Source organism: Pseudarthrobacter sp. NIBRBAC000502771 (assembly GCF_006517215.1).
GTDB lineage: Bacteria > Actinomycetota > Actinomycetes > Actinomycetales > Micrococcaceae > Arthrobacter > Arthrobacter niigatensis.
Genome location: NZ_CP041187.1, coordinates 1,973,942 through 1,999,622 on the forward strand (window position 1 = coordinate 1,973,942; position 25,681 = coordinate 1,999,622).

The following is a 25,681-nucleotide window of genomic DNA, read 5'->3' on the forward strand; positions in this document are numbered from 1 at the left end:
GCTGCTTTCGGTGGGGAAAAAAGTCTGCTTGAACCGGGGTCCTATTGCGCAACACTAATGTTGCCTATGTCTGAAAACTGTAGGGTAGGCAAACCTAAGCTCCAAGCCGAAAACCGCTTTAAGTGACGAGGTTCACATCAATTACGAAACTATGGCGTGACGTAATTACCGGGACGCGGGTGTGCACCTCGAAAAGTGCGGGGTGCGCCGGGAACCAGGCCGGGTTACTTGTCCGGGTTGGGATCGCGGACGTCCTGCTCCCCGATATCCGCGGCCCCCAGGACGCTTTCCGCCGGCGCGTCCTCCGAAGGATGGAGCCGGATACTCAGCTCGGGATGGTGCAGGTCAAGGGCGGGACGCTCGGACCGGATGCGCGGCAGCGAAGTGAAGTTGTGCCGCGGGGGCGGGCAGGAGGTGGCCCATTCCAGTGAAGCCCCGAAGCCCCAGGGATCGTCAACGGTGACCTTCTTCGCGGAACGCGACGTGATGTAGACGTTCCAGAAGAACGGGATCAGGGATGCGCCCAGCAGGTAGGACCCGACGGTGGAGAACTGGTTCATGAAGGTGAAGTTGTCCTCCGGCATGTAGTCCGCATACCGGCGCGGCATGCCCAGGACGCCCAGCCAGTGCTGGATCAGGAACGTGGCATGGAAGCCCACGAACAGCATCCAGAAGTGGATCTTGCCGAGCCGCTCGTTGAGCATCTTCCCGGTGAATTTGGGCCACCAGAAGTAGAAGCCGGCGAACATGGCAAACACCACGGTGCCGAAGACCACATAGTGGAAGTGCGCCACCACGAAGTAGGTGTCCGAGACGTGGAAGTCCATGGGCGGTGAAGCCAGGATGATGCCGGTGAGGCCGCCAAACAGGAACGTGGCAAGGAAGCCGAGGCTCCACAGCATGGGGGTTTCGAAGGTCAGCGATCCGCCCCACATGGTGCCGATCCAGTTGAAGAACTTCACGCCGGTGGGCACCGCGATGAGCATGGTCATGAAGGCGAAGAACGGCAGGAAAATCGCCCCGGTGACGTACATGTGGTGGGCCCACACGGTGACCGAGAGTGCTGCGATGGCAATGGTGGCGTACACGATGCCCTTGTAGCCGAAGAGGGGTTTGCGGCTGAACACCGGGAAGATCTCCGAGACGATGCCGAAGAACGGCAGCGCGATGATGTACACCTCGGGGTGGCCGAAGAACCAGAACAGGTGCTGCCACAGGATGGCGCCGCCGTTGGCGGGATCGAAAATGTGGGCACCGAACTTCCGGTCCGCGCCGAGGGCGAACAGTGCCGCAGCCAGCGGCGGGAACGCCATGAGCACCAGGATGCCCGTCACCAGCGTGTTCCACGTGAAGATGGGCATCCGCCACATGGTGAGCCCGGGAGCGCGCATGCAGATGATGGTGGTAATGAAGTTGACCGAGCCCAGGATGGTGCCGAAGCCGGACAGCGCCAGGCCAAAGACCCAGAGGTCACCGCCGATGCCCGGCGTAAATGTGGTGTTGGACAGGGGCGCGTAAGCGAACCAGCCAAAGGATGCCGCGCCCTGCGGGGTGATGAAGCCGGACACGGCGATGGTGGAGCCGAACAGGAAGAACCAGAAGGCCAGCGCATTCAGGCGCGGGAACGCCACATCCGGGGCGCCAATCTGCAGCGGCATGATCACGTTGGCGAACCCCGCGAACAGCGGGGTGGCGAACATCAGCAGCATGATGGTGCCGTGCATGGTGAACAGTTGGTTGTACTGTTCCTTGGTCTGCAGGATCTGCATGCCGGGCTCGAAGAGTTCGGCGCGGATCAGCAGCGCCATCACCCCGCCTGCGCAGAAAAACACGAAGGACGAGATCAGGTACATGTACCCGATGGTCTTGTGGTCCGTGGAGGTGATCCAGTTGACCACGATGCGCCCCTTGGACTTCGGGACCACGGGTGCCGGCAGGACTCCGGCGCCCGGAGCGCCGCCCATTCGTTGGCCTGTGGTGGTCATATCCATGCCCTCACTACTCTGTCGCTTCCGCTGGCTGCGGCGCAGGGGCCGATTGCGGGACCCTGTCATAGTCGGCGCCCAGGTTGCCGGTGTTGCCCTTCGCCTTCAGGTCGGCGATGTGGCTGTCGTACTCCTGCTGGGTCACCACCCTGACTTTGAAAAGCATCTCGGAGTGGTACTCGCCGCAGAGCTCGGCGCACTTGCCCATGTACTCGCCGGTGCGGTTGGGGGTGATGCTGATGTACGGGTTGTACTGTTCGTGGCCCGGGTAGAGGTCGCGCTTCTGCAGGAAGTCCACCACCCAGAACGAATGCTGGACGTCGCGGGACTGGAGGTGCAGTTCCACCGTCTTCCCTACGGGGAGGTAAAGCGTGGGCAGCCGGTCCGGTGCGCCGTAGGACCCGTTCAGGTGGGCCTGCTGTCCGGCGTCCTCGTGGACCTGCTCCTTGACGTAGTTGAAGTCCCAGGACCACTGCTTGCCGAAGACATCGATCACCACGTCCGGGTTGGGGTAGCGCGCATCGATGGCACGCTGTTCCCTGTCCGTAAAGACGAACAGGACGCCGATGACAATCAGCGGAATGGCCAGGTAGAAGACTTCGAGGGGGAGGTTGTAGCTCAGCTGCGGCGGGAACCCCACGGTGTTCTTCCGGCGCCGGTACGCCACGATCACCCAGATCATCAGCCCCCAAGTGATGACGCCAACCACCAGCGCGGCGATCCAGGAGTTGACCCACAGGTCCGTGATCAGCTGGGTGTTGTTGGTGGTGTCACGGGCTCCGGGGAGGAAACCGCGGGAGACTTCCGCGGAGCAGGAAGCCAGCGCCGGCAGGGCCAGAATCCCTGCGGCCAGCGCTGCGAAGTGCCGCATACTGTGGTTTCGGAACGGTTTCTTTCCCACCTGTGGTCCCTCCGGCATGCTCCAGAAGCCCGACTGTATGAGCCCGCCGCCGGCCCCGGGACCGGCAGTTGTGAGCCCCACCCTACGCGCGGAGCATGGCGATGTGAAGGGGTTTTCGGGCGCCCGGAAAGGATGTCCCGGTCCCCGAAAAGGGCCGGTTCGCCGCGCTGGCTCCGCTAGCGGGTCGCGGCCCAGACTGACGCTGCTCCCGAATGGCCGGTGGCGATGCTCTGGTACACCAGGAACAGGCCCGCCAGGACGCCCAGGACGGACGTGGCAGGAAGGACCCAGCGGGATTCGAGGAGTGTGGCCAGGCCGCGGAAGGCGGGCAGGCGGCCAAGGAGCGAGGGGAATGCGGCGGCGATCTGCACTGCTGCCACCACCAGGAACAGCGCCGCAACATAGCGGAGGAAGCTTCCCTGGTGGGCGTGGTCCTGGATGAGTTGTGACGCCGGCCGGGCCTTCTCCAGCTGCTCCCCGGCCTCCGCGGTAACCACCGTCAACGGAACCATCAGCAGCGCCAGGATGCCCAGCGGCCATGCCAGGTAGCGCCTGCTGCGACGAAGGAGCGCGAACACCACCGCCAGGACCCCGGCCAGCGGGGCGAGGACCACCACGCCGTGAATCAGCAGGATGTGGGCGGGAAGGCCGGCAATTTCGAGCACGTGGACGCTCCTGGGCGGTAGTTGGCGGGCTGGGCGGGAGGCTGCTACGCGATGCCGGTGGTGCCCAGCAGGCTTCCCACCGCGAACGTGAAGGCCATGGCCAACGCGCCGCCCACCACCAGCCGGATGGTTGCCTTGCGCTTGGAGCTTCCGCCGATTTTGGCGCTGATGGTGCCGGTCAGGGCCAGCGCCAGGATGACGGCAACGAACGTTACCGGGATGCGGGCCGCTTCCGGCGGGAAGATGATGGCCAGCATGGGCAGGATGGCGCCGACGGTGAAGGCGATGGCGGAAGCGAACGCGGCGTGCCAGGGGCTGACCACTTCTTCTTCGTCGATGTTCAGTTCGGCCGAAAGGTGCGCCTTCAGTGCGTCCTTGGCGGTCAGTTCCTCGGCGACGGTCCGGGCGGTGGCTTCGCTGAGTCCCTTGGCCTGGTAGATATGGGCCAGTTCGTCCAGTTCGCCCTCGGGATCGTCCCGGAGCTCCTGGCGTTCCTTTTCGATCAGCGCGCGCTGGCTGTCACTTTGGCTGCTCACGGAGACGTATTCGCCCAGTGCCATGGATACCGCTCCACCTACTACGGCGGCGGTACCTGCCACCAGGATGGGCGCGAGGTCGTTGGTCACTCCCGCGACGCCCACCACGGTAGCCGCGACGGAGACGATGCCGTCGTTGGCACCAAGAACGCCGGCGCGCAGCCAGTTCAGGCGCGCGGCCACGCTGCTGTCATGGGGTTCGTTGTGGCTGAGCTTGAGGGTTTCGGACATGTTGGCAGTAAAGCACCATGCGCGCCGGGGCGCCATGAAGGTTTGCATCCCCTAACCCTGCGGGCCCCAGGCGTGGCAGCTCTTCCCACCTATTGATAAGGGTGCTTATCATAATGTTCCCTTCCAACGGCGCCTGGAGACGGGGTGCTGATGGGTGCGCCCACTGCTGGAAGGATCTTGCAACGGCGCAGGGGACAGGGGACGACGGCGATGGACACCTATGGCAATGAGGGCACCGGCGGGGCGGGTGCAGGCAGCCGGACGTTCGGCATCGAGGAGGAGCTGCTCCTGGTGGACCCCGGAACAGGGGAAGCCGTACCCCTGGCGGGGGCCCTCCTGGACCTCTACGTCCGCCCGCTGGAGGCGGCGTCGGGACCCGTCCTGACAGCGGAGTTCCAGCAGGAAATGATCGAGGTGGTCAGCCCCCCGCATGCCACACTGGCACGGCTCGGGCAGGACGTCGTGGCCGGCCGGGCCATCGCCCGCCAGGCGGCGGAGGACGTGGGCGTCAGGGTGGCGGCACTGGGAACCTCGCCGCTGCCTGCCGATCCCCATCCCGTCCAGCTCCGGCGGTTCCGCGCGATGATGGAGGAGTACGGGCTGACCGCCAGGGAACAGCTCACCTGCGGCTGCCACATCCACGTCTCGGTCGAGTCGCAGGAGGAGGCCGTGGCCGTGCTGGACCGCATGCGCAACTGGCTGCCGGTGCTCGTCGCGCTGAGCGCCAATTCGCCGTTCTGGCACGGCGAGGACACCGGCTACGCCAGCTACCGCTCGCAGGTGTGGAACCGCTGGCCGTCCGCCGGGCCGCTGGAACTCCTGGGCTCCCCGGATGCCTACCACCAGCTGGTGCATGACATGGTGAGCACCGGTGTCGCCATGGACGAGGGCATGGTGTACTTCGACGCCCGCTTGTCGCGGCACTACCCCACAGTGGAAATCCGCGTGGCCGACGTCTGCCTTCGCCCGGAGAACACCGTGCTGCTGGCGGGAATTGCCCGCGGACTGGTGGAAACCGCCGCCAGGGAGTGGCGGGAAGGGATCGAACCTGTGGCTGTCCCGTCGGCGCTGCTCAGGCTGGCCGGCTGGAAGGCAAGCCGGTGGGGCCTCCGGGGTGAGCTGCTCGATCCCCTAACGCACCGCCCGGCGCCCGCGCTCGCCGTCGTGAACTCGCTGCTGCACCATGTCCGCGGGGCGCTGGAGGACATGGGCGACCTGCACCGGGTGGAGGACCTGTTGGACGGGCTGCTGGCGGACGGTACCGGTGCGGTGCGGCAGATGGAGGTGCTGCACCGTACCGGTGACCTGGAGCGGGTGGTGGAGGATGCGGCGGACTGCACGGTCCCAGACGCCTGAAAGCCTGGGCAAACCGGTCAGTAAGTTGTCGCGTTGGGGAGAATGAGAGGGGGCAGCGGCGCCTGGGTGAAGTCAAAGGACTTTGTCAGGTCGCCCAGCTGGGGGTTGTTCTCACGGACACCGGGGCGCGCGTCCGGCCGGCCGTCGGTGGCGGGGTCGATCCGCTCGCCGCCCAGGAAATCGTCCTCGATGAATTTGAAGTAAGCGTCCTGGCTGAGGACCTGGTGGTCGATGTAACCCTTTCTTGCATAAGGGCTGATGATCAGGCCCGGGACCCGCAGCCCATAGCCGTTGCTGTCCACCACGGGCGGAGTTTCGTGGTCGTAGAAGCCGCCCCAGTCATCCCAGCTGAGGAAGATGGCGGTGCTGTCCCAGTCCGGTCCGCTCATCACCGCGTTGATGATCCCGGCCACGTAGGCTTGCCCTGTACTGGTCTTGGCAGGAGGGTGTTCACTTACCTTGTCCGTGGGCGCCACCCACGTAACCGCCGGCAGCGTCCCCTGCCTGGCCGCGTCGTAGAAACCGCCCAGCGGCTTGATGTTGCCCTGCTCGCCGTCCTCCTTGACGGTGTCGAAATACAGCAGCGGATTCCATAACCCGGGGGTCTTGGCGTCCTGCTTAACGGGGTCGCAGGTGGCGGCGTCGTTTCGGCAGTCCGGTTCGGTGCCGTTGAACACGTAATAGGCCCAAGGGACCTGGTGCTTGTGCAGCAGGAACGTCAGGTCCGTCCACGCGTAGTCCGGCAGTTCCAGCTTCTTTGCGGCCTCCGTCAGCTTCTTCTTTAGGTCGTCTCCCACGCGAGCGGCATCTACTGCGGCCTGACACGTGGCGTACGAATCGGTGGGCTTGCAGCTTGTGCCGATGAGTTGGTCGATCTGCCCCGCGAGGTCAGGGTCGATGCCCGCAGCTTCCAACGCCTCCCGGCACGGGTCCAGGTCCATCTCGGCCTGGCATTTGCCGATCAGGGTGTCCTTGATGATTTGCGGCTCCGGTTCGGGATCCGGATCCTGCAAGGCGTTCACGCATGACGACGGGTCCCCTGCCTTGGTGCATTTCGCTGACCACTCCGACACCAGATACAGGTGCGCCGGTAGGCTCCAGGAAGCGGCGGACGCGAACAGGTGGTCCAGTAGCGTGAAGTTCTGCGCGTACGCCCAGTAATTGGGCAGGTCCCGCCCGTCGTGGAAGCCCATCACATCCGTGGGCAGAGAGGTGCTGTACTGGCATTTGGCGTTGACGGGGGTGCAGCCGGACAGTCCCTTTTCGGCCTGGGCAACGAAACCGTCCATTGCGCCCCCATCGATGTCGGCGGCGGCATCGCTGTGACTGTGCGGGCCGCCGGCATTGCTGTCGGCCGAGTTGTAAAAGGGCCGTGCGCAGCCGCCATTGGCCGGGTCCGGAATGCACACCGTGGGTGTGCCGTCCTTCATGGGGATCCCGTCAGCCCCTGGATAGGTACCGAAGTAGCTGTCGAAGGACCTGTTCTCCTGGGTGATGATCACTACATGTTTGATCTTGCCTATTCCGTCGGCGCCCGGGGCAGCATTTCCCGGGGTTGCGGCGGGTGCCCCTGCCGGCGTAACGGGGGCAGGAGCGTTCGCAGGAGGTGGACCGGCGCGCAACGCCATGGGAATCAAGACGGCCAGGATAACCAAGACCACCGCCGCTGCACCTGCCATCAGGGTCCGGCGTCGTCCGCTCCCCAACAGTGCCATCTCAGGACTCGTTCCGGAAGGCGTCGTGGCCGAAGGTTTTCACCCCGGGATCGCCGGCGAGTCCGAGTCGCGGGAGGTGGAACAGGTCCTCGATGGTGGCCAGCAGGCTGTAGTGGTTGTAGGCCTGGTCGGACGACGTCCCTGCTGTGCTGAAGGGGGAGAGGACCAATGCCCCCACCTTTCCGCCCGCGGCCCCTCCGGCAGGGCTCCCCGGGGCACCCTCGGAGGGGCCGGTGGAATCCCCGTCGGCTTCGTCGAAGGTGATCACCAACATCCCGTCCTGCTTGTAGGCGGGCGATGACAGGATGGCCGGGACCTGCTGCTTAAGCCACTTGTCTGCCGCCTCCAGGCCGCCGTGAGAGCCATCGGCGCACGTGTCGTCGTGCCCGTCATGGCACAGGTTGGGAGTGATGTAGGCAAGATTGGGGGTCGTCGCGACGGACTTCAGGTCGTCCTTGAACCCGGAAAAGTTGACCACGTTCGTGGCACAATCCGGCGATGAAGTGATGGAGCGGAAATAGACAAAGGGGTTGTGGTGCGTGGAGTACCCGTCGTCCGGCGTGGCCTTGATGTGGTTGTCGAGCTCGCCCAGCACCGGATGCTCACAGGGCGACGGCATGTCCTCCATGTAGCCCCTCCAGGTCTTGCCTTGGGCGGTCAGTTGGCCGGCCAGGGTCTGCGCATCCGCCGGGTAGACACAACCGTCCCCCTGGAGCGTGCCCTCCGCGTCCGTGCCTGTGGCGTTGAACTCCGTGTAGGTGTGGCAGTCGTGCTCGGTGCTGTCATTGGGCCGCTGGCCGGAGATCTGGGCCAGGTAGTTGGCCAGGGAGTCGTGGGCTATCCCATAGTAGTTCTTCAGCAGCACACCTTTTTTCCGCAGCGTTCCAGATAGGTAAGGTGCGGCCGAATTGCCACTCCACGTACTGCTGTATCCCTTGTTCTCCAGGTTGATGATGAATATGTGTTGGGGCACATTCGCGGGCTTGGCAGCCTCTGCCGGCTGTGTGCTACCCGTTCCCGGGGTGGGATTCTGCGCAGGTGTTGGGCTTGCGGATGCGGGTGATACGGTCGCCGACCCGGAGGGCGTGGGGGACGGAGCAGGGACCGTCGACTGGCATGCCACGAGCGCGGACAGCAGCAGGGCCAGCACCGGCAGCAGTGCAGCCGGCCGCCTGGTGCCGGGTAATCGGGCTGTTCTTCGGTTCACGCGCGGCCCCTGATGTGTGGTCTCGAAACTACGCCCCAGCGTTGCCGACACTCTTGCACACCGGAACTGCGTTTCCTACGTGCGATGCCTGTGAATTGGCAGTGAATATTGTTTAATTTGCAGTGACGAAGGTAGGACTCAGCCGGTCTTTCGGCGGTAGACCAACGCCGCGGCCGCGCTGGCTGCGAAGAGTATCCCGGCAAGCCAGGCCAGGGCGGTCCAGATGCCGCTTCCCACCGCTTCCTGGGCAAACAGGGCACGGATGGTGTCCACGATGGAGGTCACCGGCTGGTTCTCCGCGAACCAGGCCACCGGGCCCGGCATCGACCCGGTGGGAACGAACGCCGAACTGATGAACGGCAGGAAGATCAACGGGTAGCTGAAGCCGCTGGCGCCGTCCACCGTCTTTGCGAGCAGCCCCGCAATCACGGCGATCCAGGTCAGGGCCAGGGTGAACAGCGCAAGGATTCCGACGACGGCCAGCCAGGCGGCCACGGACGCTCCAGTGCGGAAGCCCATCAGCAGGGCGACGCCCACCACGATCGACAGTGCGCCGAAGTTGGCGGCCAGCGACGTGAGAACGTGCGCCCACAACACGCTGGACCGGGCCACCGGCATTGACCTGAACCGCTCAAAGATGCCGCCCTGGAGGTCCAGGAACAGCCGGTACGCGGTGTAGGCCACGCCGGACGAAATGGTGATGAGCAGGATGCCGGGCAGCAGGTAATTGACGTAAGGCCCGCCGGTGCCGGTGTTGATGGCGCCGCCAAAGACGTAGACGAACAGCAGCATCATGGCCACCGGTGTGACAGCCGTGGTGATGATGGTGTCAGGGCTGCGAAGGATATGGCGGAGCGAGCGCCCGGTCAGGATGCGGGTGTCGCTGAGGGCATGGGAATGCATCACAATTCATCTCCTACAAGTGCCAGGAAGACGTCTTCCAGCGAGGGCTGCTTCTCGACATATTCCACCGTGGCGGCCGGCAGGAGCCGCTTGAGCTCAGCCAGGGTCCCGTTCTGGATGATGGTGCCATGGTGCAGGATGGCGATCCGGTCGGCGAGGTGTTCGGCCTCGTCGAGGTACTGGGTGGTGAGCAACACCGTGGTGCCTTGGCCGGCGAGTTGCCGGATGGTGTCCCAGACCTCGAGCCGTGCCTGCGGGTCCAGGCCGGTAGTGGGTTCATCGAGGAAGATGACTGGAGGGTTTCCGATCAGGCTCATGGCGATGTCCAGCCGGCGCCGCATGCCTCCTGAGTAGGTGGAGGCCCTCCTGCCGGCGGCCTCAGCCAGCGAGAACCTGCTGAGGAGCCGGTCCGCGATGGCCCCGGCATCCGGCAGGTGCCGGAGCGTGGCCACCAGGACCAGGTTCTCCCGGCCTGTCAGGACTTCGTCCACCGCGGCGAACTGGCCCGTGAGGCTGATGGAGCCGCGCACCTCCGCCGGCTCTGCGCCGACGTCGTACCCGCCTACGGACGCGGTGCCTGCATCCGCCCTCAACAGCGTTGAGAGGATCCGGATGAGGGTGGTTTTGCCGGCGCCGTTGGAGCCGAGGAGCGCAAAGATGCTGCCCCGCGCGACGTCAAAGTCCACGCCCCGCAGCACGTGCACGTCCTTGAACGACTTCTCGATGCCCTGCACCTGGACGGCGGGTTGCAGGGCCTGGTCAGTGGCCATGGCTGGTCCTTTCGACGTTTGGCGGGATCAGGCGTCGCCTGCGGCGGCCTGGTTGATGGAGTCCGTCAGGCGCTGCCGCTCCTTCTGGATCCACTGGCCGCCGGAATAGTTGCGGATGAAAGTTTCGGCGAATTCCACGGGGTCGTCCCCCACGACGTCGCGGACGGGGGTGCTGTTGGCGGCGGCCTGTTCGATCAGGTCAGCAAGGTCCTCCAGCATCTGCATGAGGACATCGCCCTTGACGATTGCGCCTGCATACGTGAAGTAGCGTTCGAGGGCGTCGATGGCAGTGCGGTAGCTGCCGGGCAGTTGCTCCTTGCGCGCTTTGTATTCGCGCCAGCGCTTCTTGTCCTCGAGCGGGCCGGTGACTTTTTCGAGCCATCCCTGGGCCATGGTCATTCTCCTTGTTCCGTTGGTTGGTTGTTGTTGTGGTGGAGGTGTTCGATCCGTTCGGCAAGGAAGCTCCAGGTGCTCCAGAATTCGTCCAGGTAGGTGCTGCCTGCCGCATTGAGGGTGTACACCTTGCGGGGCGGCCCCTTTTCGGAGGGGACCTTTTCCACGTCCACCAGGCCACGCTGCTCGATCCGGACCAGCAGCGCGTACACCGTGCCCTCGGCGATGTCGGAAAAGCCCTGTTCCCGCAGCCGCGCCGTGATGTCATACCCGTACGCGGGCTGCAGGGCGAGGAGGGCAAGGACCACGCCTTCCAGCGTTCCCTTGAGCATCTCGGTCATCTGTTTGCCCATGAGGTGTTCCTTAGTACCTAGTAACGCTGACTACTAGTAAATAGTAACACTGAGTACCGGGAGTGCAAGGGCCGGGTAGGTCTTTCTGCCCTACAAGCCGGACAGCGGCAGGCGTTGACTTAAAACGCGGGATGCTGGGGACCGCGGGCCGGAAACGCACAACGCGTCCCGCCCCGAACAGAAAGGAAAGTCAGTGAAAAAGTGGTATCGGTGGCAGGACTATGTAGCAGTCGCCGCCGGACTCTTCACCGCGGTGGCGGTCCTGTTCACGCGGCAGCAAAACATGTCCACCACCTTGATGCTCGCCTTCGGCGGCCTGCTGGTGGTCAGCGGAATCATCAACCTGGCAATGCCGGGAACTCCGGCCATGGAATACGTGCAGGCCGTCCTCGCAGCAGGACTGGTCCTCTCGCCATGGCTCGGGACATACACGGGCGCAATGGGTGCGGCCTGGACGTCATGGATCGCAGGGGCAGTGGCACTGGTGGTAACAGCGGTGGCCATTAAGCCCAGCACCGACCTCCGCCACACCTACCGCGTCTCGCATTAGCAGGAGGAGTCCGCCATGGCTGAGGTGCTGCGCTGCGGAGTGGGATCCGTGGCCGTTCCCGCAGCACCGGAGGCCATGGCGGACTCCGCCCGCGCGCAACTTTGGACAGACCAAACCACACACGACGGGTGACGGCGATGGTGTCATTCCATGACAGGTCCGACGCCGGGCGGCGGCTGGGAAAACGGCTCGCCGGCCTGCGGGGACCGGATGTGGTGGTGCTGGGCCTGCCCAGGGGCGGCGTCCCTGTTGCCTTTGAGGTAGCCAAAGCCCTGGAGGCGCCGCTGGACGTGATTGTGGTGCGGAAACTGGGGGTTCCCTTCCAGCCGGAGGTGGCCATGGGCGCCATCGGGGAGGGCAACGTCCGCGTCCTGGACCCGCGCACCATCTCCATGGCCCGCGTCTCCCAGGAGGACCTGCAGCAGGTGGAGCGCCGTGAGCGCGCCCTGCTGGAAAGCCGGGTGGCGCGGTTCCGCCAGGGACGACGGCGCCTCGACCTCGCCGGCCGTACGGCGGTGATCGTCGACGACGGAATCGCCACCGGGTCAACTGCCAGGGCGGCCTGCCAGGTGGCACGGCAACTCGGTGCCGCAAAGGTCATCCTCGCTGTTCCGGTTGCCCCCGCCCGCGCCATCGTGGAGCTCAAGGAACCGGACGACGTCGTCTGCCTGGTCTCGCCCCAGGACTTCCAGGCCGTGGGGTACTACTACCGTGACTTTTCGCCCACCGAGGACGGCGAGGTGGTTCAGCTCCTGGACGCCGCTGCTGCTCCGGAGCATCCCAATGGCGCGTATGGGGGAGATGGCAGCCTGGAGGACGACGTCGAAATACCCGACGGAATGGTGGTGCTGCGCGGCAGCCTCTACCTGCCGGCCCGCTGCGAAGGCACGGTCCTGTTCGCGCACGGCAGCGGCAGCAGCAGGCACAGCCCGCGGAACCGCTTCGTCGCCTCCGTGCTGCACGCCGCCGGCCTGGGGACACTGCTCCTGGACCTGCTGACCCCCGAGGAGGAGGTCAACCGGGCCAACGTGTTCGACATCAGCCTGCTGGCACGCCGTCTTTCCGCCGCCACGCATTGGCTGGAGGCGCGGCATGACGGATCCGCCGGCCGGATCGGCTACTTCGGGGCCAGCACCGGCGCGGGTGCTGCCCTGTGGGCTGCCACCGAGCCCGGCGCCCAGGTTGCCGCCGTGGTGTCCCGCGGCGGCCGGCCGGACCTGGCAGGTCCGCGGCTTGCGGCGGTCAAAGCCCCCACCCTGTTGATCGTCGGCGGCGCCGATACCCAGGTTCTGGCCCTCAACCGGCAGGCCATGGCGGGCATGCAGGCCCCCACCCGGCTGGAGATCGTCCCCGGCGCCTCGCACCTCTTCGAGGAACCCGGCACCCTCGCCATGGCAGCCACACTGGCGGCGGACTGGTTCCGGCATTACCTCCTGCCCTCGCCGGTGGGCCGGTCCGTGCCGGAGGCCAGGGAATGAACGTTTCCGCCGGCAGACCGGTCATCGCCGCCATCGCCAAGGATGTGGCCGCCCTCAGGGTCCAGCCCAACATGCCGGATTACGACGCCGCCCGGCGGGACTTCAACTGGGAACAGGCGCGGCAGGCGCTGGCCGGGCTGCCCGGCGGCCGCGGCGTCAACATCGCCTACGAGGCCGTGGACCGGCACGTGGCGGAGGGCCGCGGCGCCAAGGAGGCGCTGCGGTTCGTGATGGCCGACGGCGGCACCCGGTCCCTGAGCTACGGGGACCTTGCGGACGGATCCGCCAGGTTCGCCGCAGTCCTCAGGGACCTGGACGTGGGGCGCGGTGAGCGGGTTTTTTCGCTGCTGGGACGCAGCCCGGGCCTGTACACCGCGGTACTGGGCACGTTCAAGAACGGCAGCGTCTTCTGCCCGCTCTTTTCCGCCTTCGGTCCCGAACCGGTCCGGCAGCGGCTGCACCTGGGGGCCGGGCGCGTGCTGGTGACCACCAAGGCGCTGTACCGCAAAAAGGTGGTACCGGTGCGGGACACCCTGCCGGAGCTCCGGCACGTGCTGCTGGTGGACGCCGGCGGCAGTCCCGAACCCGGGACCCTGGACCTGGCAGCACTCCTGGCCCTGGCTGACCCCAGCGGAGAGATCGCAGCCACGCAGCCGGAGGACATGGCCCTGCTGCACTTCACCAGCGGCACCACAGGCACACCGAAGGGTGCCATCCACGTCCATGACGCGGTGGCAGCCCACTACGCCACCGGCCGCTTCGCGCTGGACCTGCACCCGGACGACATCTATTGGTGCACCGCCGATCCGGGCTGGGTGACCGGCATGTCCTACGGCATCATCGCGCCACTGGTGCACGGGGTCACCGCCATCGTGGACCAGGAGGAACTGGACGCAGACCGCTGGTACAGGATCCTCGCGGAGCAGCGCGTGACGGTCTGGTACACGGCCCCAACCGCCCTGCGGATGCTCATGAAAGCCGGTGCGGAGCGTGCGTCCGGCCATGACCTGTCCGCGCTGCGCTTCATCGCCAGCGTGGGGGAGCCGCTGAACCCGGAGGCGGTGGTGTGGGGGCGGGACGTACTCGGCCTGCCGGTGCACGATAACTGGTGGCAGACCGAAACCGGTGGAATCATGATCGCCAACTACGCCGCCATGGACATCCGCCCCGGCTCAATGGGCCGCCCGCTGCCCGGCATCGAGGCCGTCCTGGTGGCCCGCGACGCCGACGGCAAGGCCATCGTCAAGGACGGCGAGGCGGTCCTGGTCACCGAGCCGGACGCCATGGGCGAGCTGGCGCTCCGCCCCGGCTGGCCCTCGATGTTCCGCGGCTACCTCAACGAGGACGCACGCTACCGGCGCTGCTTCGCCGGCGGCTGGTACCTCACGGGCGACCTGGCAAAGCGCGACGGCGACGGCTACTTCTGGTTCGTGGGCCGCGGCGACGACGTCATCAAGTCCTCCGGCCACCTGATCGGCCCGTTCGAGGTGGAAAGCTGCCTGATGGAGCACCCTGCCGTGGCAGAAGCCGGCGTGATCGGCGTACCGGACCCGGTGGCCGGCGAGGTGGTCAAGGCCTTTGTGGAACTCAAAACCGGCAACCGGCCCACCGAGGAGCTCCAGCTGGAGATCATCGGGTTCGCACGGAAACGCCTGGGCGCCGCCGTGGCACCCAGGTTGCTGGACTTCACCACTTCCCTGCCCAAGACGCGCAGCGGCAAGATCCTCCGCAGGCTCCTGAAATCCCGCGAACTCGGCTTGCCGGAAGGCGATACGTCAACGCTCGAATCGCCGGCGGGCCCCGCCGTCCTGCAGAAGGACCAGCCATGACCAGCCTCAAAAAACAGGGCGTCGCGGACGCGGAGCATGCACTGCACCTGCTGCGGCAGATGCTGCGGGTACGCCGGCTCGAGGAGAAATGCATTGAGCTGTACAGTGCCGCCAAGATCCGCGGCTTCCTGCACGTCTACATCGGCGAGGAGGCCGTGGCCGCAGGAGTGATGGAAACCCTGGCGCCTGGGGACGCAGTGGTGGCCACCTACCGCGAACACGGGCACGCCCTCCTCCGCGGTGTCTCGGCCGGTGCCATCCTCGCCGAAATGTACGGCCACGCCGAAGGATGCTGCCGGGGCCGCGGCGGGTCCATGCACCTCTTCGATGCCGCCACCCGTTTCTATGGCGGAAACGCGATCGTGGCAGGCGGGCTGCCCCTCGCCGTCGGCCTGGCCCTTGCGGACCGGATGGCCGGCCGCCAGCGGGTGACCGTCTGCTTCTTCGGCGAGGGGGCCGTGGCTGAAGGAGAGTTCCACGAAAGCATGAACCTGGCCGCCCTGTGGCAGCTGCCGGTGCTGTTCTGCTGCGAAAACAACCTTTACGCCATGGGAACCGCGCTGGGCCGCTCCGAATCCCAGACCGACATCGCGCTCAAGGCAGCCGGGTACGAGATCCCCGCCTGGGCAGTGGACGGCATGGACGTGCTGGCCGTTGAGGAAGCCGCCCGGCGTGCGGTGGAGGCGGTGAGGTCCGGCGGGGGCCCGCACTTCCTCGAGCTGCGCACCTACCGGTTCCGCGCCCACTCGATGTTCGATCCGGAGCTGTACCGGGAGAAATCCGAGGTGGCCCAGTGGATGGAACGGGACCCCATCAGCCTGCTGCAGGGTGCCATGCAGGCGGCGGGACAGCTGGCGGAGAAAGACTGGACCGACTTGCAGGCGGACGTGGCCGCAGAGATCAGTACCGCCGTCGGATTCGCCGAGAACGGGACGCTGGAGCCGGTCTCCGAGCTCGGCCGGTTTGTCTACAGCGACCGGCCGGATGACGGCAGTGCGGGCAGCGGCGGGGGTCCGGGCCATGGGGAGACGACGGGGAAAGGCGGGGCTGCACGATGAAAACCACATACCGGGAAGCCATGCGCGCGGCCCTCCGCGACGCCATGCAGCGCGATGACCGGGTGTTCCTCATGGGCGAGGACGTGGGCCGGTACGGCGGCAGCTTCGCCGTGAGCCTGGGCCTCCTGGAGGAATTCGGGCCGGAGCGGATCCGCGACACGCCGCTGTCCGAGTCCGGGTTCGTCGGCGCGGGCATCGGCTCCGCGCTGGGCGGGATGCGTCCCGTCGTCGAAATCATGACCGTCAACTTCAGCCTGCTGGCACTGGACCAGATCATCAACAACGCCGCCACGCTGCTGCACATGTCCGGCGGCCAGTTCAACGTGCCCATCGTGATCCGGATGACCACCGGCGCCGGCCGCCAGCTCGGGGCCCAGCACTCCCACAGCCTGGAGGGCTGGTACGCCCATATTCCCGGGCTGCGGATCCTTGCCCCGGCCACCCTGGCGGACGCCCGCGGGATGCTGTGGACCGCGTTGCAGGACCCGGACCCGGTGCTGATCTTCGAGCACGGCTCGCTGTACAACGTTGCGGGGGAGCTCGACGACGACGCCGGCGCCGTGGACATCGACAAGGCAGCAGTCCTCCGGCATGGGGACGGCCTGACCCTCGTCACCTACGGCGGCACGCTGCCCATGGTGCTGGAGGCCGCGGACCAGCTTGCCGGGGAGGACATCGACGCGGACGTCATCGACCTCCGCACCCTCCGCCCGCTCGATGCCCACACCATCGTGGACAGCGTGGCCAGGACGCACCGGGCCGTGGTGGTGGATGAAGGCTGGCGCAGCGGCAGCATCTCCGCGGAGATCGCGGCCCGGATCTGTGAGCAGGCCTTCTTCGACCTCGACGCGCCCGTGGAACGGGTCTGCAGCCTGGAGGTGCCGGTCCCGTACGCCAAGCACCTGGAGCAGGCAGCGCTGCCGTCCGTGGAGCGGGTCATGGCCGCCGCGCGAAGGGCCGTGGGGGCCAATGGCTGAGTTCCGGATGCCGTCCCTGGGCGCGGACATGGAGCACGGCAAGGTAGTGGAGTGGCTTGTCAAACCCGGGGACTACGTCCACAAGGGCGATATCGTGGCGGCCGTGGACACGGACAAAACAGTCATGGATATCGAATCGTTCGAGGAAGGCGTAGTAGCCGAGTTCCTGGTGGACCTCGGCGACACCGTGGACGTTGGCACCCCCATTGCCCGGATCACAGCCACCCCCGCCGAACTTCCGCCCGCCCCAACCCCGCCCGTCCCGCAAGCGGACGCCCCAGCCCCCAAGGCCGCGCCGCCGGTGCGGCACCTGGCGCACACGCTGGGGGTCGACGTCGGACGCATCAGCGGAAGCGGTCCCGGGGGGTGAAGTGACACGGGACGACGTCGAACGCGCCGCCGCGGCAGCACCCGGCACCAGCGCCGGTCCTGCCCCCGCCGTGGCCCCGGAAGCGCCGGCGGGGCCAGCGGAGGACACAGCCCACCGGGTTCGGTCTTCTCCGCTGGCCCGGCGGCTGGCGCTGGAACTCGGGGTCGACCTGGCGGGCATCCCAGGAACAGGACCCGGGGGTGCCGTGACCGAGGAGGACGTGCTGGCCGCCGTCCCGCCCAGGGAACGGGCACCCCAGGGCACCCGCGCGGACAAGCCGGCGGCAGCACCGCCGTCGGCCGTTCCAGCGACGGAACCGGCCCCGGCGCCACCCGCGCCCCAGCCGCAGCTGGCGTCCCGCCCCGGCAGGAAGGACACCGGCGGCAAGGCCGAAAGCCTGCGCCAGGCGATCGGCGCCCTGATGTCCCGCTCCAAGAAGGAAATCCCGCACTACTACCTCTCCACCACCCTGGACCTGGCGGCGGCCATGGCGTGGATGCAGGCGGCGAACCAGCAGCGCCCGGTTTCGTCCCGGCTGGTGCCGTCGGCCCTGCTGCTGAAGGCCACCGCGCTCGCGGCCAGGGAGGTGCCGGACATGAACGGGTTCTTCACCAGGGGCGCCTTCCAGGCCAGCAGCAGCGTGCACCTGGGCGTGGCAGTCGCGTTGCGGCACGGCGGGCTGGTGGCCCCGGCCCTGCACGACGCCGACACGCTGACGCTCGATCAGCTCATGGACCAGCTGCGCGACCTGGTGGGCCGGGCGAGGGCCGGCCGGCTGCAGCGCGCGGAGATGGCCGACCCCACCATCACCGTGACCAACCTGGGGGACCTCGGCGTCGAGAGCGTGTACGGCGTGATCTATCCGCCGCAGGTGGCCATGGTGGGGTTCGGCAAGGTGCTGGAGCAGCCGTGGGCGCACAACGGGATGCTGGGTATCCGGCACGCGGCCATTGCCACGTTGTCAGCGGACCACCGGGTGAGCGACGGCCTGCGCGGCGGGCGGTTCCTGGCCCGCATTGACGAGCTGCTGCAGAAGCCCGGGGACCTGTGAATCCGTAATCGAGGAGGAACCGTGAACGAACAGGACGCACGCCAGGCGGTGGAGGCCGCGATCGGCAAGGTCGCCCCCGACGTCGAGCCTGGAGACCTGGACAGCGGTGCACGCCTGCGCCAGGACCTGGAGCTTGACTCACTGGATTTCCTCCGCCTGGTGGAAGTCATTGCGGAATCCACGGGCGTGGATATCCCGGAGGCGGACTACCCGGAGGTGGCCACGGTAGGCGGCCTGGTCCTGTATTTGGCCGGGCACGGATAGAGCTGCCATGAAGCCCCGGAGGCCGCGGCGCTGGCTTCGCCGCCTGGGCATCCCGGCACTGGTGGTCCTGGTGCTGCTGATGGCCTCTGCGTTGGCCAATGTGGCCCTCGAATCGCGGGAGAAGGCCACCATCCCTTCCTACGGGGAGCGAATAGCGGTGGCCGGGGGGTGGTTGAACGTGGTCCGGAACGGGAGCGGGGCCGGCCGCCAGGGTCCGCCCATCGTCCTGCTCAGCGGCCTGGGAACTGCCGCCCCGGGCCTCGACTTTGCCCCGCTGATGCGCGAACTGCACGACTTCGACGTCTTGGTGGTGGAAGGCTTCGGTTACGGCTACAGCGACCTGGAGGCCAAGGCCCGGACCAACGAGAACATCAGCAACGAACTCCACGAGGCCCTGTCAAAGCTCCAGCTCCGCCAGCCTTACGTCCTTGCCGGCCACTCCATCGCCGGGTTTTACCTGCTGGACTACGCCAACCGGTACCGCCCGGAGGTGGCCGCGGTGGTGGGCATTGACGCCACCATCCCCAAGCCCGGAGACCACCCGGTGGCGGAACCGGAGCCCGGCATCAACTGGGTGAAGCTCCTGGCCGCCACGGGGCTGGTCCGCGTGGCTGCCGCGGTGGCTCCGGGGATCTTCGATCCGGACAGCCATGCCTATTCGGATGAAGAGCTGCAACGGATGCGCACCATGATGCTGTGGAACCTCGGCAATCCGGCGGTGGCGGATGAAACCGGGCGAATCGGCAACAACGCGGCGGCGCTTCGGGGTGCCACCTACCCGGAGGACCTGCCCGTGCTGGCCTTCATCGCCGATGAAGGGGACGGCAGGGCGGCCGCGAAAACGGCTGCAGCGGAGGAACTCCTCAAGAACGTCACACTGCACCAGGTGCTGCCCCTGCCGGGCGGCCATTACCTGCACTGGACGCAGGCCGGGCGGATGGCGGAAGAGATCCGGCGGTTCCTGGCCCCGGCCGACCTGTACTACCCCATGACGTGGTCGTTCCCGCGCATCCGGACGGCCACCACGACGCCGGAGGCGGCGGTGAGCACCGCGACGGCGGCGATGGCTGCGGGGATGCCGTAAAGATCTGCCAGGACGCCTGACAGGAGGGCACCCACGGCGAAGCCACCGTCGCGCCACAACCGGTAGACGCCCACGGAGCGGGCCCGCCAGGCCGGGTGGGCGACGTCCCCAATGGCGGCAAGCAGCGTGGGGTAGACCAGGGCGGTGCCCAGGCCCAGGACGACGGCGGCGGCGAGCCAAGGCCCGAAGCTGTGGGCGGACACGGTGATGCCCAGGGCCACGGCCTGGACCAGCATGCCGGCCGTGATGAACCATTTGCGGCCCCAACGGTCCGACGCGGCGCCGGTGGCCAGTTGCGCGGCACCCCAGGCGGCAGGGTAGGCGGCGGCGAGGATGCCGATCTGGCCAAGGTCCAGCCCGGCACCGGCGAATAGGACGGGGAAGAGGCCCCAGGCCAGGCCGTCGTTGAGGTTGTTGACCAGGCCCGCCTGGCTTGCTGCCGAGAGGGAGCGGTCTTTGAAACTGGTAAGGGTGAACACTTGGCCGGTGGTGAGGCCGGCATGGGCGCTGCCGGAGGCGGCAGTGTGCTGGACGGCCTCGGTCTTGGCGTGGTGGTGGGTTTCCCTGACGGCCAGGACGGTCAGTCCCAGGCCGAGGGCGATATAGGCCGCACCGAGCAGGAACGGGGCGGGGCGGAGGCCATAGGCGGTGGCCAGGTAGCCGGTGGCCAGCGCGGTTGCGGCGACCCCCAGGTAGCCGGCGGCCTCGTTGAACCCCATGGCCAGTCCGCGTTGCCGGGGGCCCACCAGGTCCATCTTCATGATCACCGCGGTGGACCAGGTCAATCCCTGGCTGATGCCCAGCAGGACGTTGGCCGCCACGATCCAGGCCCAGGACGGGCCGAGGATGAGCATGAGCGGCACCGGAACCGCTGCCAGCCAGCCGGCGACAAGGACCGGCTTGCGGCCGTACCGGTCCGAGAGGGTGCCGGCGAAGTAGTTCATCGCGGCCTTGGACAGGCCAAAGGCCAGGATGTACGTCAGTGCACCTGTATGGAGGTCCAGGTGGAACTCCTGGGTGGCCAGCAGGGGCAGGACGGTGCGTTCCTGGCCCAGGGTGCCGCCCACCAGTGCGTTTACAGCCACGAGCAGCATGAACTGGGCCAGGTTCTGCCGCAGGCCAAGTACAGGCCCGGCCGAACCGGTTGCGGGAAGTGTCCTGCCTTGCATTAGCTGTTCCATTCCATGCGGGGTCATCGGTGGGGGACATGAAAGTGGCCCGGGCGTGTGGGGGCACGCCCGGGCCGGGCCCGCATGCGCGGGGGACGCGCCGGACCGGAGCCCGGGCAGGAGGGGGGTCCTGCCCGGGCGGTCTGTGGGTGTCCTGGTCAGACGGCGGGGACGCTGTTCTGCCAAGCGTTCCAGGCGGCGTAGCTGCCATCGAGTTCGACGACGTCGTACCCGGCGCGGCGCAGGGCGCTGGCGGCTACGGAGTTCCGGACGCCGGACTGGCAGTAGGAGACGATGGTGCCGCCGGCCGGCAGCTCGTCGAGGTGCCACATGAGGCGGCCGCCGCTGAGCTGGTAGGAACCCGGGACGTGCCCGGCCTTGTGCTCGGTCTTGTTGCGGACGTCCAGGACCATGGCGGCGTCGAAACCTTCGAGTTCCTCCGGCTGGATCAGCTTGGGGGTGAAGGTGGGCAGGCCCTCGATGCTGGTGAGGTAGCCGGCCACGTTGTCGATGCCCACGCGGACCAGGTGGTCCCACATGTCCTGGGCCTGGTCCTGGCCGTTGGCCAGGAGCACCAGCGGGTTCTTGTCGGTCTCCGGGTTGACCACCCAGGCGCCGTAGCTGGCCACGGACTTGCCGGCCGGTACGTTCAGGGACCGGACCACGGTGCCCTGGTGGACTTCGCCGTTGGAGCGGGTGTCGATGAAGGTCAGGGTGTCCTCTGCCAGGCCTGCGGCAACGATCTCCGTGGACAGCTCGGGCAGGGGAGTGCGCTCGCCCATGACGGCCGGGCCTTCCCGGTTTTCGCGCTTCATGCGGGCGAAGTAGGCGTGTGCATCGGGCTGGCCGTCGAGGAGCTCGTTGATGAAGCCCTGCTCGTCGTTGGCGGCCAGGTAGGGGCCCCACCAGGCGTAGAGGCGCTCGTAGCCCACCGTCGAGGAGGGGATGGCGCCCAGGGCCTTGCCGCAGGCGCTGCCGGCGCCGTGGGCGGGGTGGACCTGGACGTAGTCCGGGAGGGTGAGGAACTTGTCGCGGAGGCTGGCGAAGAGCTGCTTGGCGCCTTCGAAGCGGGTGTCCACGCCGCCGGCTGCCTCGTCCAGCAGGTCCGGCCGGCCCAGGTCGCCGGAGAACACGAAGTCGCCGGAGAGCAGGTAGCCGGGCTTGTCGCTGAACGCGCCGTCGGTCACCAGGAAGGACAGGTGCTCCGGGGTGTGCCCGGGGGTGTGGACCGCCTTGATGCCGATGTTGCCCAGGGTGATGGTGTCGCCGTCGTAAAGCCGTTCGCCGTCGAACTCGTACTGCCAGTCGGGGCCGCCCTCGCCGGAAACGTAGATCTTGGCGCCGGTGGCCGCGGCCAGTTCGCGGGTGCCGGAGAGGTAGTCGGCGTGGATGTGGGTCTCGGTGACGGCCACGATCTTCATGCCGTTCTTCGCGGCCAGGTCCTGGTACACGGCGATGTCGCGGCGGCCGTCCACCACGATCGCTTCGCCCTTGGCCTGGCAGCCGATCAGGTAGCTGGCCTGGGCGAGGTCTTCGTCGTAAATGCGCTCGATAAGCATCTGGTGCTCTCCTTCAGTTGAAAGGGGATTGGGAGTTGTTCTGAATTCAGTATAGATACCCCGGGGGTATCCCGCAAGTGCACTGCGGCCTATGCGGAGGTCCTGCGGAAGAGCCTTTGCAGCAGGCGTTTGAGGCTTGGTGCTGCGTGCTTTTGTGCGGGTGGGGGAGGGTCTGTGGGGGTGTGGTTGTAGATGACGGGGTGGCCTGCCCGGTACCACTCGGTGATCCCGCCGGCCACGTTGACCGCGGTGTGTCCGCGGTCCGTGAGGAGGCGTGCAGCCTGGCTGCTGCGTTTCCCGGAGCCGCACATCAGGTGGAGCGTGGCCTGGGGACACACCAGGGCAAGCTGGTCCGCCGTAACGGTGCGGAACGCCCACGGGTCCGTCATGGTTCTCAGGCGTGCTGGTGGCCGGCCTCGGCGCGGAGCTTGTCCATGTCCAGGTTCTTCACGGCCTGGATGACTTCCTCCAGGCCGGTGGCGTTGAGCGCTCCGGGCTGGGAGAAGACCAGCGTCTTGTCCTTGAAGGCCATCAGGGTGGGGATTGAGGTGATGTTCGCTGCCGCGGCGAGCGCCTGTTCGGCCTCGGTGTCCACCTTGGCGAAAGTGATGTCCGGGTGCCGTTCGGCGGCGGCGCCGTACGTGGGGGCGAACATGCGGCAGGGGCCGCACCAGGCTGCCCAGAAGTCAACGAAGACGATGTCCTTGTCCTCCAGGGTCTGGGCGAAGGATTGCTCGGTGATGTCGATGGTTGCCATGATCTGTCGTGTCCTTTCGGGCGGAGTTTGCTGGTTAGGTGGTGGGGAGTCCGGCGCGGGTCCAGGCGGTCATGCCGCCGGCCATGGTGTCGGCTTTGTATCCGGCGCCGTTGAGGGCATCGGCGACGGCGGCACTGCGGTTGCCGCTGCGGCAGACGGCGATCACGGGGACGGCCGGGTCGAGCTCGCCCAGGCGGGCCTGCAGCTGGCCCATGGGGATGTGGAGGGCGCCGGGGATCATGCCCTCGGCGACCTCGAAGTCCTCGCGGACGTCGAGGATCCGGGCGGTGGAGCGGCGCTGATCGGTTTCGTTGATGGTGATTTCAGCCATGGTGGTTCTCCTTCGAAGTGGTGTGTGGCTGGAGCTGGTGGGGGTGTTGCTAGCGGACGGGTTCGCCGGCCTGGCGCCAGGCGGCCATGCCGCCGCGCACCGAGTAGGCGTCGTATCCCTTTTCGGCGAGGAGCCGGGCCGCGGAGGCGGAGCGGACGCCGGAGGCGCAGACGGCAATGACGGGCCGGGCCCTCTGGATCCCGGCAGTGCTGGCCTGCAGCCGGTCCAGGGGGACGTGCTTGGCCTGCGGCGCACGGCCGGTCCGCCATTCCTGGGCGGACCTGACGTCGATGAGCGTGGCCCCGGAACCGAGGAGTTCCTTGGCCTGCGCTACGGAAATCGTCTTGTAGGGCTTGCTGAAGGCCTTCTTGAGGGAATCGATGAGTCCCATGATGTTTCTCCTCTATGGATGGGTCAGGCGGTGACCGTGCCGGCGGTGACCCACGCCGCGACGGCGAAGATGAGGACCGCGAAAGAGATGCGGATGTGCTTGTCATGCAGGTGGCGGGCAAACCGGGCCGCAACCACCGATCCCACGATCGCGGGGATGGCGAACGCCAGGGTGGTGGCCCAGTCGATGGTGTAGCCGGCGGCGTGTGCGCCAAAGCCTGCGGCCGAGTTGACCACGATGATGGCCAGGGACGTTCCCACGGCCTGCTTCATGCGCAGTCCCAGGAAGATGGTCAGCGCGGGGGTGATGAGGAAGCCGCCGCCCACGCCGAGGAGTCCGGTGAGGAACCCGACCAGCAGGCCCACTCCCACGGCTTTGGGGGCGCAGGACCGGAAGGCCCGGTTCGGCCCGGTGCTGCAGGACCCCTCGCTTTCGCGGGGCTTGCTGAGCATCCGGATGCCCGCGGCCACCATGATCCCGGCGAAGGCCAGCATCAGGATGTTCGGGTCCAGCAGCTTGCCCACGGCCGCACCGGCCCAGGCTGCCGGGATGCCGGCACCTCCCACCAGTGCGATCACGGGCCAGTTCAGGCCTTCCCGCAACCGGGGGAGCAGGGCTGCCAGCGAGGAGATTCCCACCACCAGGAGGGAGGCGGGAATGGCCTGGGCGGGGCTCATGCCCACGCCGTACACCAGGGCCGGAACGGCAATGATGGACCCGCCGCCGCCAACTACGCCCAGTACGACGCCGACGACGAGCCCCAGACCCAGGGCCGGGATCATGCCGCTGCGCCCTCGTCAGCCGGCTGCGCGGGGAACTGCAGGATGGCGCTTTCGCGGGTGGGCTCCTTGGCCGCCTTGTTCCAGGGCATGGCCGAGAGGGCCTTGCCCATGGCGCAGGTGTTGGTCGCGGCCGAGAACGTCAGCCCGGTGCCGATGGCACCGGCCAGCATGCGGACCTTCGGGGAGACGAACTTGCCGCCGGCCAGGCCCAGCATCACCAGGGAGCCGGCGGCCAGGCGGACCTGGCGCTCCAGGTCCCAGCGGTCCTTGCCCTTGACCACATCGCCGCCCGCGGCCGCGAATCCGGGAACCCCGCCGGTGAGGACGTAGGCCGTGTCAAGGCCAACAGTGGCCATGCGCTGGCGGGCCTGTTCGGCGCGGACGCCGGACTGGCAGACCAGGACTACGCGGCTGCCCAGCCGGGCGGCGAGTTCGTCGGTGTGCTCGGAGAGCAGCGGAAGCGGCACGTTGTAGGAGCCGCGGATGTGCATGGATTCGAATTCAGCGGCGGAGCGCACGTCGATCACCACGAGGTCCTGGTGCTCCTTGATCCAGGACTGCAGGGCCTCAGGGGCGAGTGCGGTAACGGCTGTTGCTTTGGAAGGGGACGTCATGGATGGCCTCTCGGAAGGGGTCGGGTGGATACCCCACCGAGTATTGCAGATACCCCCGGGGGTAGTCAAAACACCCATGGGGGTATATAGTTGGACGCAAGCCCACCACCTATGGAGACCCCTTTATGGAACTGAACCCAACAGAACTCACGCCCGTGATCAACCGCCTTAAGCGGGCACAGGGCCAGCTTGCCGCCGTCACCCGGATGCTCGAGGAAGGCCGCGACTGCAAGGACGTCGTCACCCAGCTGGCGGCCGTCTCCAAAGCCCTCGACCGTGCCGGCTTCGCCATCATCGCCACGGGTCTTGAGCAGTGCATCGTCCAGAAGGACGAAACCATGGACCGGAAGGACCTGGAGAAGCTCTTCCTCTCCCTCGCCTGAACAGCCCCGCACCACAACT

General features: G+C 67.2%; 29 protein-coding genes. 11 read left to right on the forward strand and 18 right to left on the reverse strand.

What is annotated here, in order from left to right; translation table 11 throughout:
- Positions 1 to 224 precede the first annotated feature (224 nt).
- The 4 genes from ctaD to NIBR502771_RS09215 form a co-directional block, all read right to left on the reverse strand.
- Positions 225 to 1,985, reverse strand: coding sequence for a cytochrome c oxidase subunit I (gene ctaD, locus NIBR502771_RS09200; protein ID WP_210411374.1), 1,761 nt, complete (start codon positions 1,983 to 1,985; stop codon positions 225 to 227).
- A gap of 13 nt (positions 1,986 to 1,998) precedes the next feature.
- Positions 1,999 to 2,856, reverse strand: coding sequence for a cytochrome c oxidase subunit II (locus tag NIBR502771_RS09205; protein WP_141159493.1), 858 nt, complete (start codon positions 2,854 to 2,856; stop codon positions 1,999 to 2,001).
- A 206-nt stretch (positions 2,857 to 3,062) separates the two neighbouring features.
- Positions 3,063 to 3,551 carry a hypothetical protein gene (locus NIBR502771_RS09210; RefSeq protein WP_141159494.1) on the reverse strand — a complete coding sequence of 163 codons (489 nt, stop codon included), beginning with the start codon at positions 3,549 to 3,551 and terminating at the stop codon, positions 3,063 to 3,065.
- Positions 3,552 to 3,595: 44 nt separating this feature from the next.
- Entirely contained in the window at positions 3,596 to 4,318 is a 723-nt protein-coding gene (locus NIBR502771_RS09215; RefSeq protein WP_141159495.1) for a VIT family protein, read from the reverse strand.
- A 210-nt stretch (positions 4,319 to 4,528) separates the two neighbouring features.
- Between NIBR502771_RS09215 and NIBR502771_RS09220 the strand changes: the two genes are divergently transcribed.
- Positions 4,529 to 5,674: a glutamate--cysteine ligase gene (locus NIBR502771_RS09220; protein WP_141159496.1), complete on the forward strand. Its 1,146-nt coding sequence runs from the start codon at positions 4,529 to 4,531 to the stop codon at positions 5,672 to 5,674.
- A gap of 17 nt (positions 5,675 to 5,691) precedes the next feature.
- On the opposite strand, the gene NIBR502771_RS09225 is transcribed toward NIBR502771_RS09220, so the two are convergent.
- The 6 genes from NIBR502771_RS09225 to NIBR502771_RS09250 form a co-directional block, all read right to left on the reverse strand.
- Positions 5,692 to 7,389, reverse strand: coding sequence for an alkaline phosphatase family protein (locus tag NIBR502771_RS09225; RefSeq protein WP_141159497.1), 1,698 nt, complete (start codon positions 7,387 to 7,389; stop codon positions 5,692 to 5,694).
- A 1-nt stretch (position 7,390) separates the two neighbouring features.
- A complete protein-coding gene (locus NIBR502771_RS09230) occupies positions 7,391 to 8,362 on the reverse strand; it encodes an alkaline phosphatase family protein (protein WP_246839849.1) in 972 nt (323 codons plus the stop codon).
- A gap of 372 nt (positions 8,363 to 8,734) precedes the next feature.
- Complete coding sequence (locus tag NIBR502771_RS09235; RefSeq protein ID WP_141159498.1) at positions 8,735 to 9,499, reverse strand: ABC transporter permease; 765 nt, start codon at positions 9,497 to 9,499, stop codon at positions 8,735 to 8,737.
- Positions 9,499 to 10,269 carry an ABC transporter ATP-binding protein gene (locus tag NIBR502771_RS09240; RefSeq protein WP_141159499.1) on the reverse strand — a complete coding sequence of 257 codons (771 nt, stop codon included), beginning with the start codon at positions 10,267 to 10,269 and terminating at the stop codon, positions 9,499 to 9,501. The genes NIBR502771_RS09235 and NIBR502771_RS09240 overlap by 1 nt, the downstream gene beginning before the upstream one ends.
- 27 nt (positions 10,270 to 10,296) lie before the next feature.
- Positions 10,297 to 10,662 carry a DUF1048 domain-containing protein gene (locus NIBR502771_RS09245; RefSeq protein WP_168225731.1) on the reverse strand — a complete coding sequence of 122 codons (366 nt, stop codon included), beginning with the start codon at positions 10,660 to 10,662 and terminating at the stop codon, positions 10,297 to 10,299.
- 2 nt (positions 10,663 to 10,664) lie between these two features.
- Positions 10,665 to 11,015: a PadR family transcriptional regulator gene (locus NIBR502771_RS09250; protein WP_141159501.1), complete on the reverse strand. Its 351-nt coding sequence runs from the start codon at positions 11,013 to 11,015 to the stop codon at positions 10,665 to 10,667.
- Positions 11,016 to 11,208: 193 nt separating this feature from the next.
- Between NIBR502771_RS09250 and NIBR502771_RS09255 the strand changes: the two genes are divergently transcribed.
- The 9 genes from NIBR502771_RS09255 to NIBR502771_RS09290 all read left to right on the forward strand — a co-directional run bounded on the left by NIBR502771_RS09255 (position 11,209) and on the right by NIBR502771_RS09290 (position 19,676).
- Entirely contained in the window at positions 11,209 to 11,565 is a 357-nt protein-coding gene (locus tag NIBR502771_RS09255) for an SPW repeat protein (RefSeq protein WP_141159502.1), read from the forward strand.
- A 137-nt stretch (positions 11,566 to 11,702) separates the two neighbouring features.
- On the forward strand, positions 11,703 to 13,043 hold the full coding sequence (locus NIBR502771_RS09260) for a phosphoribosyltransferase family protein (protein ID WP_141161484.1): 1,341 nt from the start codon (positions 11,703 to 11,705) through the stop codon (positions 13,041 to 13,043).
- Positions 13,040 to 14,872 (forward strand): acetate--CoA ligase, encoded by a 1,833-nt coding sequence (gene acsA, locus NIBR502771_RS09265; RefSeq protein ID WP_141159503.1) that lies wholly within the window; start codon positions 13,040 to 13,042, stop codon positions 14,870 to 14,872. The genes NIBR502771_RS09260 and acsA overlap by 4 nt, the downstream gene beginning before the upstream one ends.
- A complete protein-coding gene (pdhA, locus tag NIBR502771_RS09270; protein WP_141159504.1) occupies positions 14,869 to 15,930 on the forward strand; it encodes a pyruvate dehydrogenase (acetyl-transferring) E1 component subunit alpha in 1,062 nt (353 codons plus the stop codon). Before acsA ends, pdhA begins: the two co-directional genes overlap by 4 nt.
- Positions 15,927 to 16,907: an alpha-ketoacid dehydrogenase subunit beta gene (locus NIBR502771_RS09275; RefSeq protein WP_141159505.1), complete on the forward strand. Its 981-nt coding sequence runs from the start codon at positions 15,927 to 15,929 to the stop codon at positions 16,905 to 16,907. The genes pdhA and NIBR502771_RS09275 overlap by 4 nt, the downstream gene beginning before the upstream one ends.
- Complete coding sequence (locus tag NIBR502771_RS20955) at positions 16,900 to 17,277, forward strand: biotin/lipoyl-containing protein (protein WP_246839850.1); 378 nt, start codon at positions 16,900 to 16,902, stop codon at positions 17,275 to 17,277. Before NIBR502771_RS09275 ends, NIBR502771_RS20955 begins: the two co-directional genes overlap by 8 nt.
- Position 17,278: 1 nt before the next feature.
- On the forward strand, positions 17,279 to 18,328 hold the full coding sequence (locus NIBR502771_RS09280; RefSeq protein WP_246839851.1) for a 2-oxo acid dehydrogenase subunit E2: 1,050 nt from the start codon (positions 17,279 to 17,281) through the stop codon (positions 18,326 to 18,328).
- A gap of 21 nt (positions 18,329 to 18,349) precedes the next feature.
- Positions 18,350 to 18,592 carry an acyl carrier protein gene (locus tag NIBR502771_RS09285; RefSeq protein ID WP_141159506.1) on the forward strand — a complete coding sequence of 81 codons (243 nt, stop codon included), beginning with the start codon at positions 18,350 to 18,352 and terminating at the stop codon, positions 18,590 to 18,592.
- Positions 18,593 to 18,599: 7 nt separating this feature from the next.
- Positions 18,600 to 19,676: an alpha/beta fold hydrolase gene (locus NIBR502771_RS09290; protein WP_141159507.1), complete on the forward strand. Its 1,077-nt coding sequence runs from the start codon at positions 18,600 to 18,602 to the stop codon at positions 19,674 to 19,676.
- Here NIBR502771_RS09290 and NIBR502771_RS09295 read toward each other — a convergent pair.
- The 8 genes from NIBR502771_RS09295 to NIBR502771_RS09330 all read right to left on the reverse strand — a co-directional run bounded on the left by NIBR502771_RS09295 (position 19,574) and on the right by NIBR502771_RS09330 (position 25,279).
- Positions 19,574 to 20,845 (reverse strand): MFS transporter, encoded by a 1,272-nt coding sequence (locus tag NIBR502771_RS09295; protein WP_141159508.1) that lies wholly within the window; start codon positions 20,843 to 20,845, stop codon positions 19,574 to 19,576. The genes NIBR502771_RS09290 and NIBR502771_RS09295 overlap by 103 nt on opposite strands.
- A 158-nt stretch (positions 20,846 to 21,003) precedes the next feature.
- A complete protein-coding gene (locus NIBR502771_RS09300; RefSeq protein ID WP_141159509.1) occupies positions 21,004 to 22,404 on the reverse strand; it encodes a rhodanese-like domain-containing protein in 1,401 nt (466 codons plus the stop codon).
- Between the two features lie 89 nt (positions 22,405 to 22,493).
- Complete coding sequence (locus NIBR502771_RS09305) at positions 22,494 to 22,793, reverse strand: rhodanese-like domain-containing protein (RefSeq protein ID WP_246839852.1); 300 nt, start codon at positions 22,791 to 22,793, stop codon at positions 22,494 to 22,496.
- 5 nt (positions 22,794 to 22,798) lie between these two features.
- A complete protein-coding gene (gene trxA, locus NIBR502771_RS09310) occupies positions 22,799 to 23,161 on the reverse strand; it encodes a thioredoxin (protein ID WP_141159510.1) in 363 nt (120 codons plus the stop codon).
- A gap of 34 nt (positions 23,162 to 23,195) precedes the next feature.
- The gene (locus tag NIBR502771_RS09315) at positions 23,196 to 23,492 is read right to left on the reverse strand and encodes a rhodanese-like domain-containing protein (RefSeq protein ID WP_141159511.1); all 297 of its coding nucleotides are present in this window, start codon (positions 23,490 to 23,492) and stop codon (positions 23,196 to 23,198) included.
- A gap of 49 nt (positions 23,493 to 23,541) precedes the next feature.
- Positions 23,542 to 23,883: a rhodanese-like domain-containing protein gene (locus NIBR502771_RS09320; protein ID WP_141159512.1), complete on the reverse strand. Its 342-nt coding sequence runs from the start codon at positions 23,881 to 23,883 to the stop codon at positions 23,542 to 23,544.
- 23 nt (positions 23,884 to 23,906) lie between these two features.
- Positions 23,907 to 24,665, reverse strand: a complete 759-nt coding sequence (locus tag NIBR502771_RS09325) for a sulfite exporter TauE/SafE family protein (protein ID WP_141159513.1) — start codon at positions 24,663 to 24,665, stop codon at positions 23,907 to 23,909.
- Positions 24,662 to 25,279: a rhodanese-like domain-containing protein gene (locus tag NIBR502771_RS09330; RefSeq protein ID WP_141159514.1), complete on the reverse strand. Its 618-nt coding sequence runs from the start codon at positions 25,277 to 25,279 to the stop codon at positions 24,662 to 24,664. Before NIBR502771_RS09330 ends, NIBR502771_RS09325 begins: the two co-directional genes overlap by 4 nt.
- Positions 25,280 to 25,404: 125 nt before the next feature.
- On the opposite strand from NIBR502771_RS09330, the gene NIBR502771_RS09335 reads away from it, so the two are divergent.
- Positions 25,405 to 25,662, forward strand: coding sequence for a metal-sensitive transcriptional regulator (locus tag NIBR502771_RS09335; protein WP_043452296.1), 258 nt, complete (start codon positions 25,405 to 25,407; stop codon positions 25,660 to 25,662).
- The last annotated feature ends 19 nt before the right edge of the window (positions 25,663 to 25,681 follow it).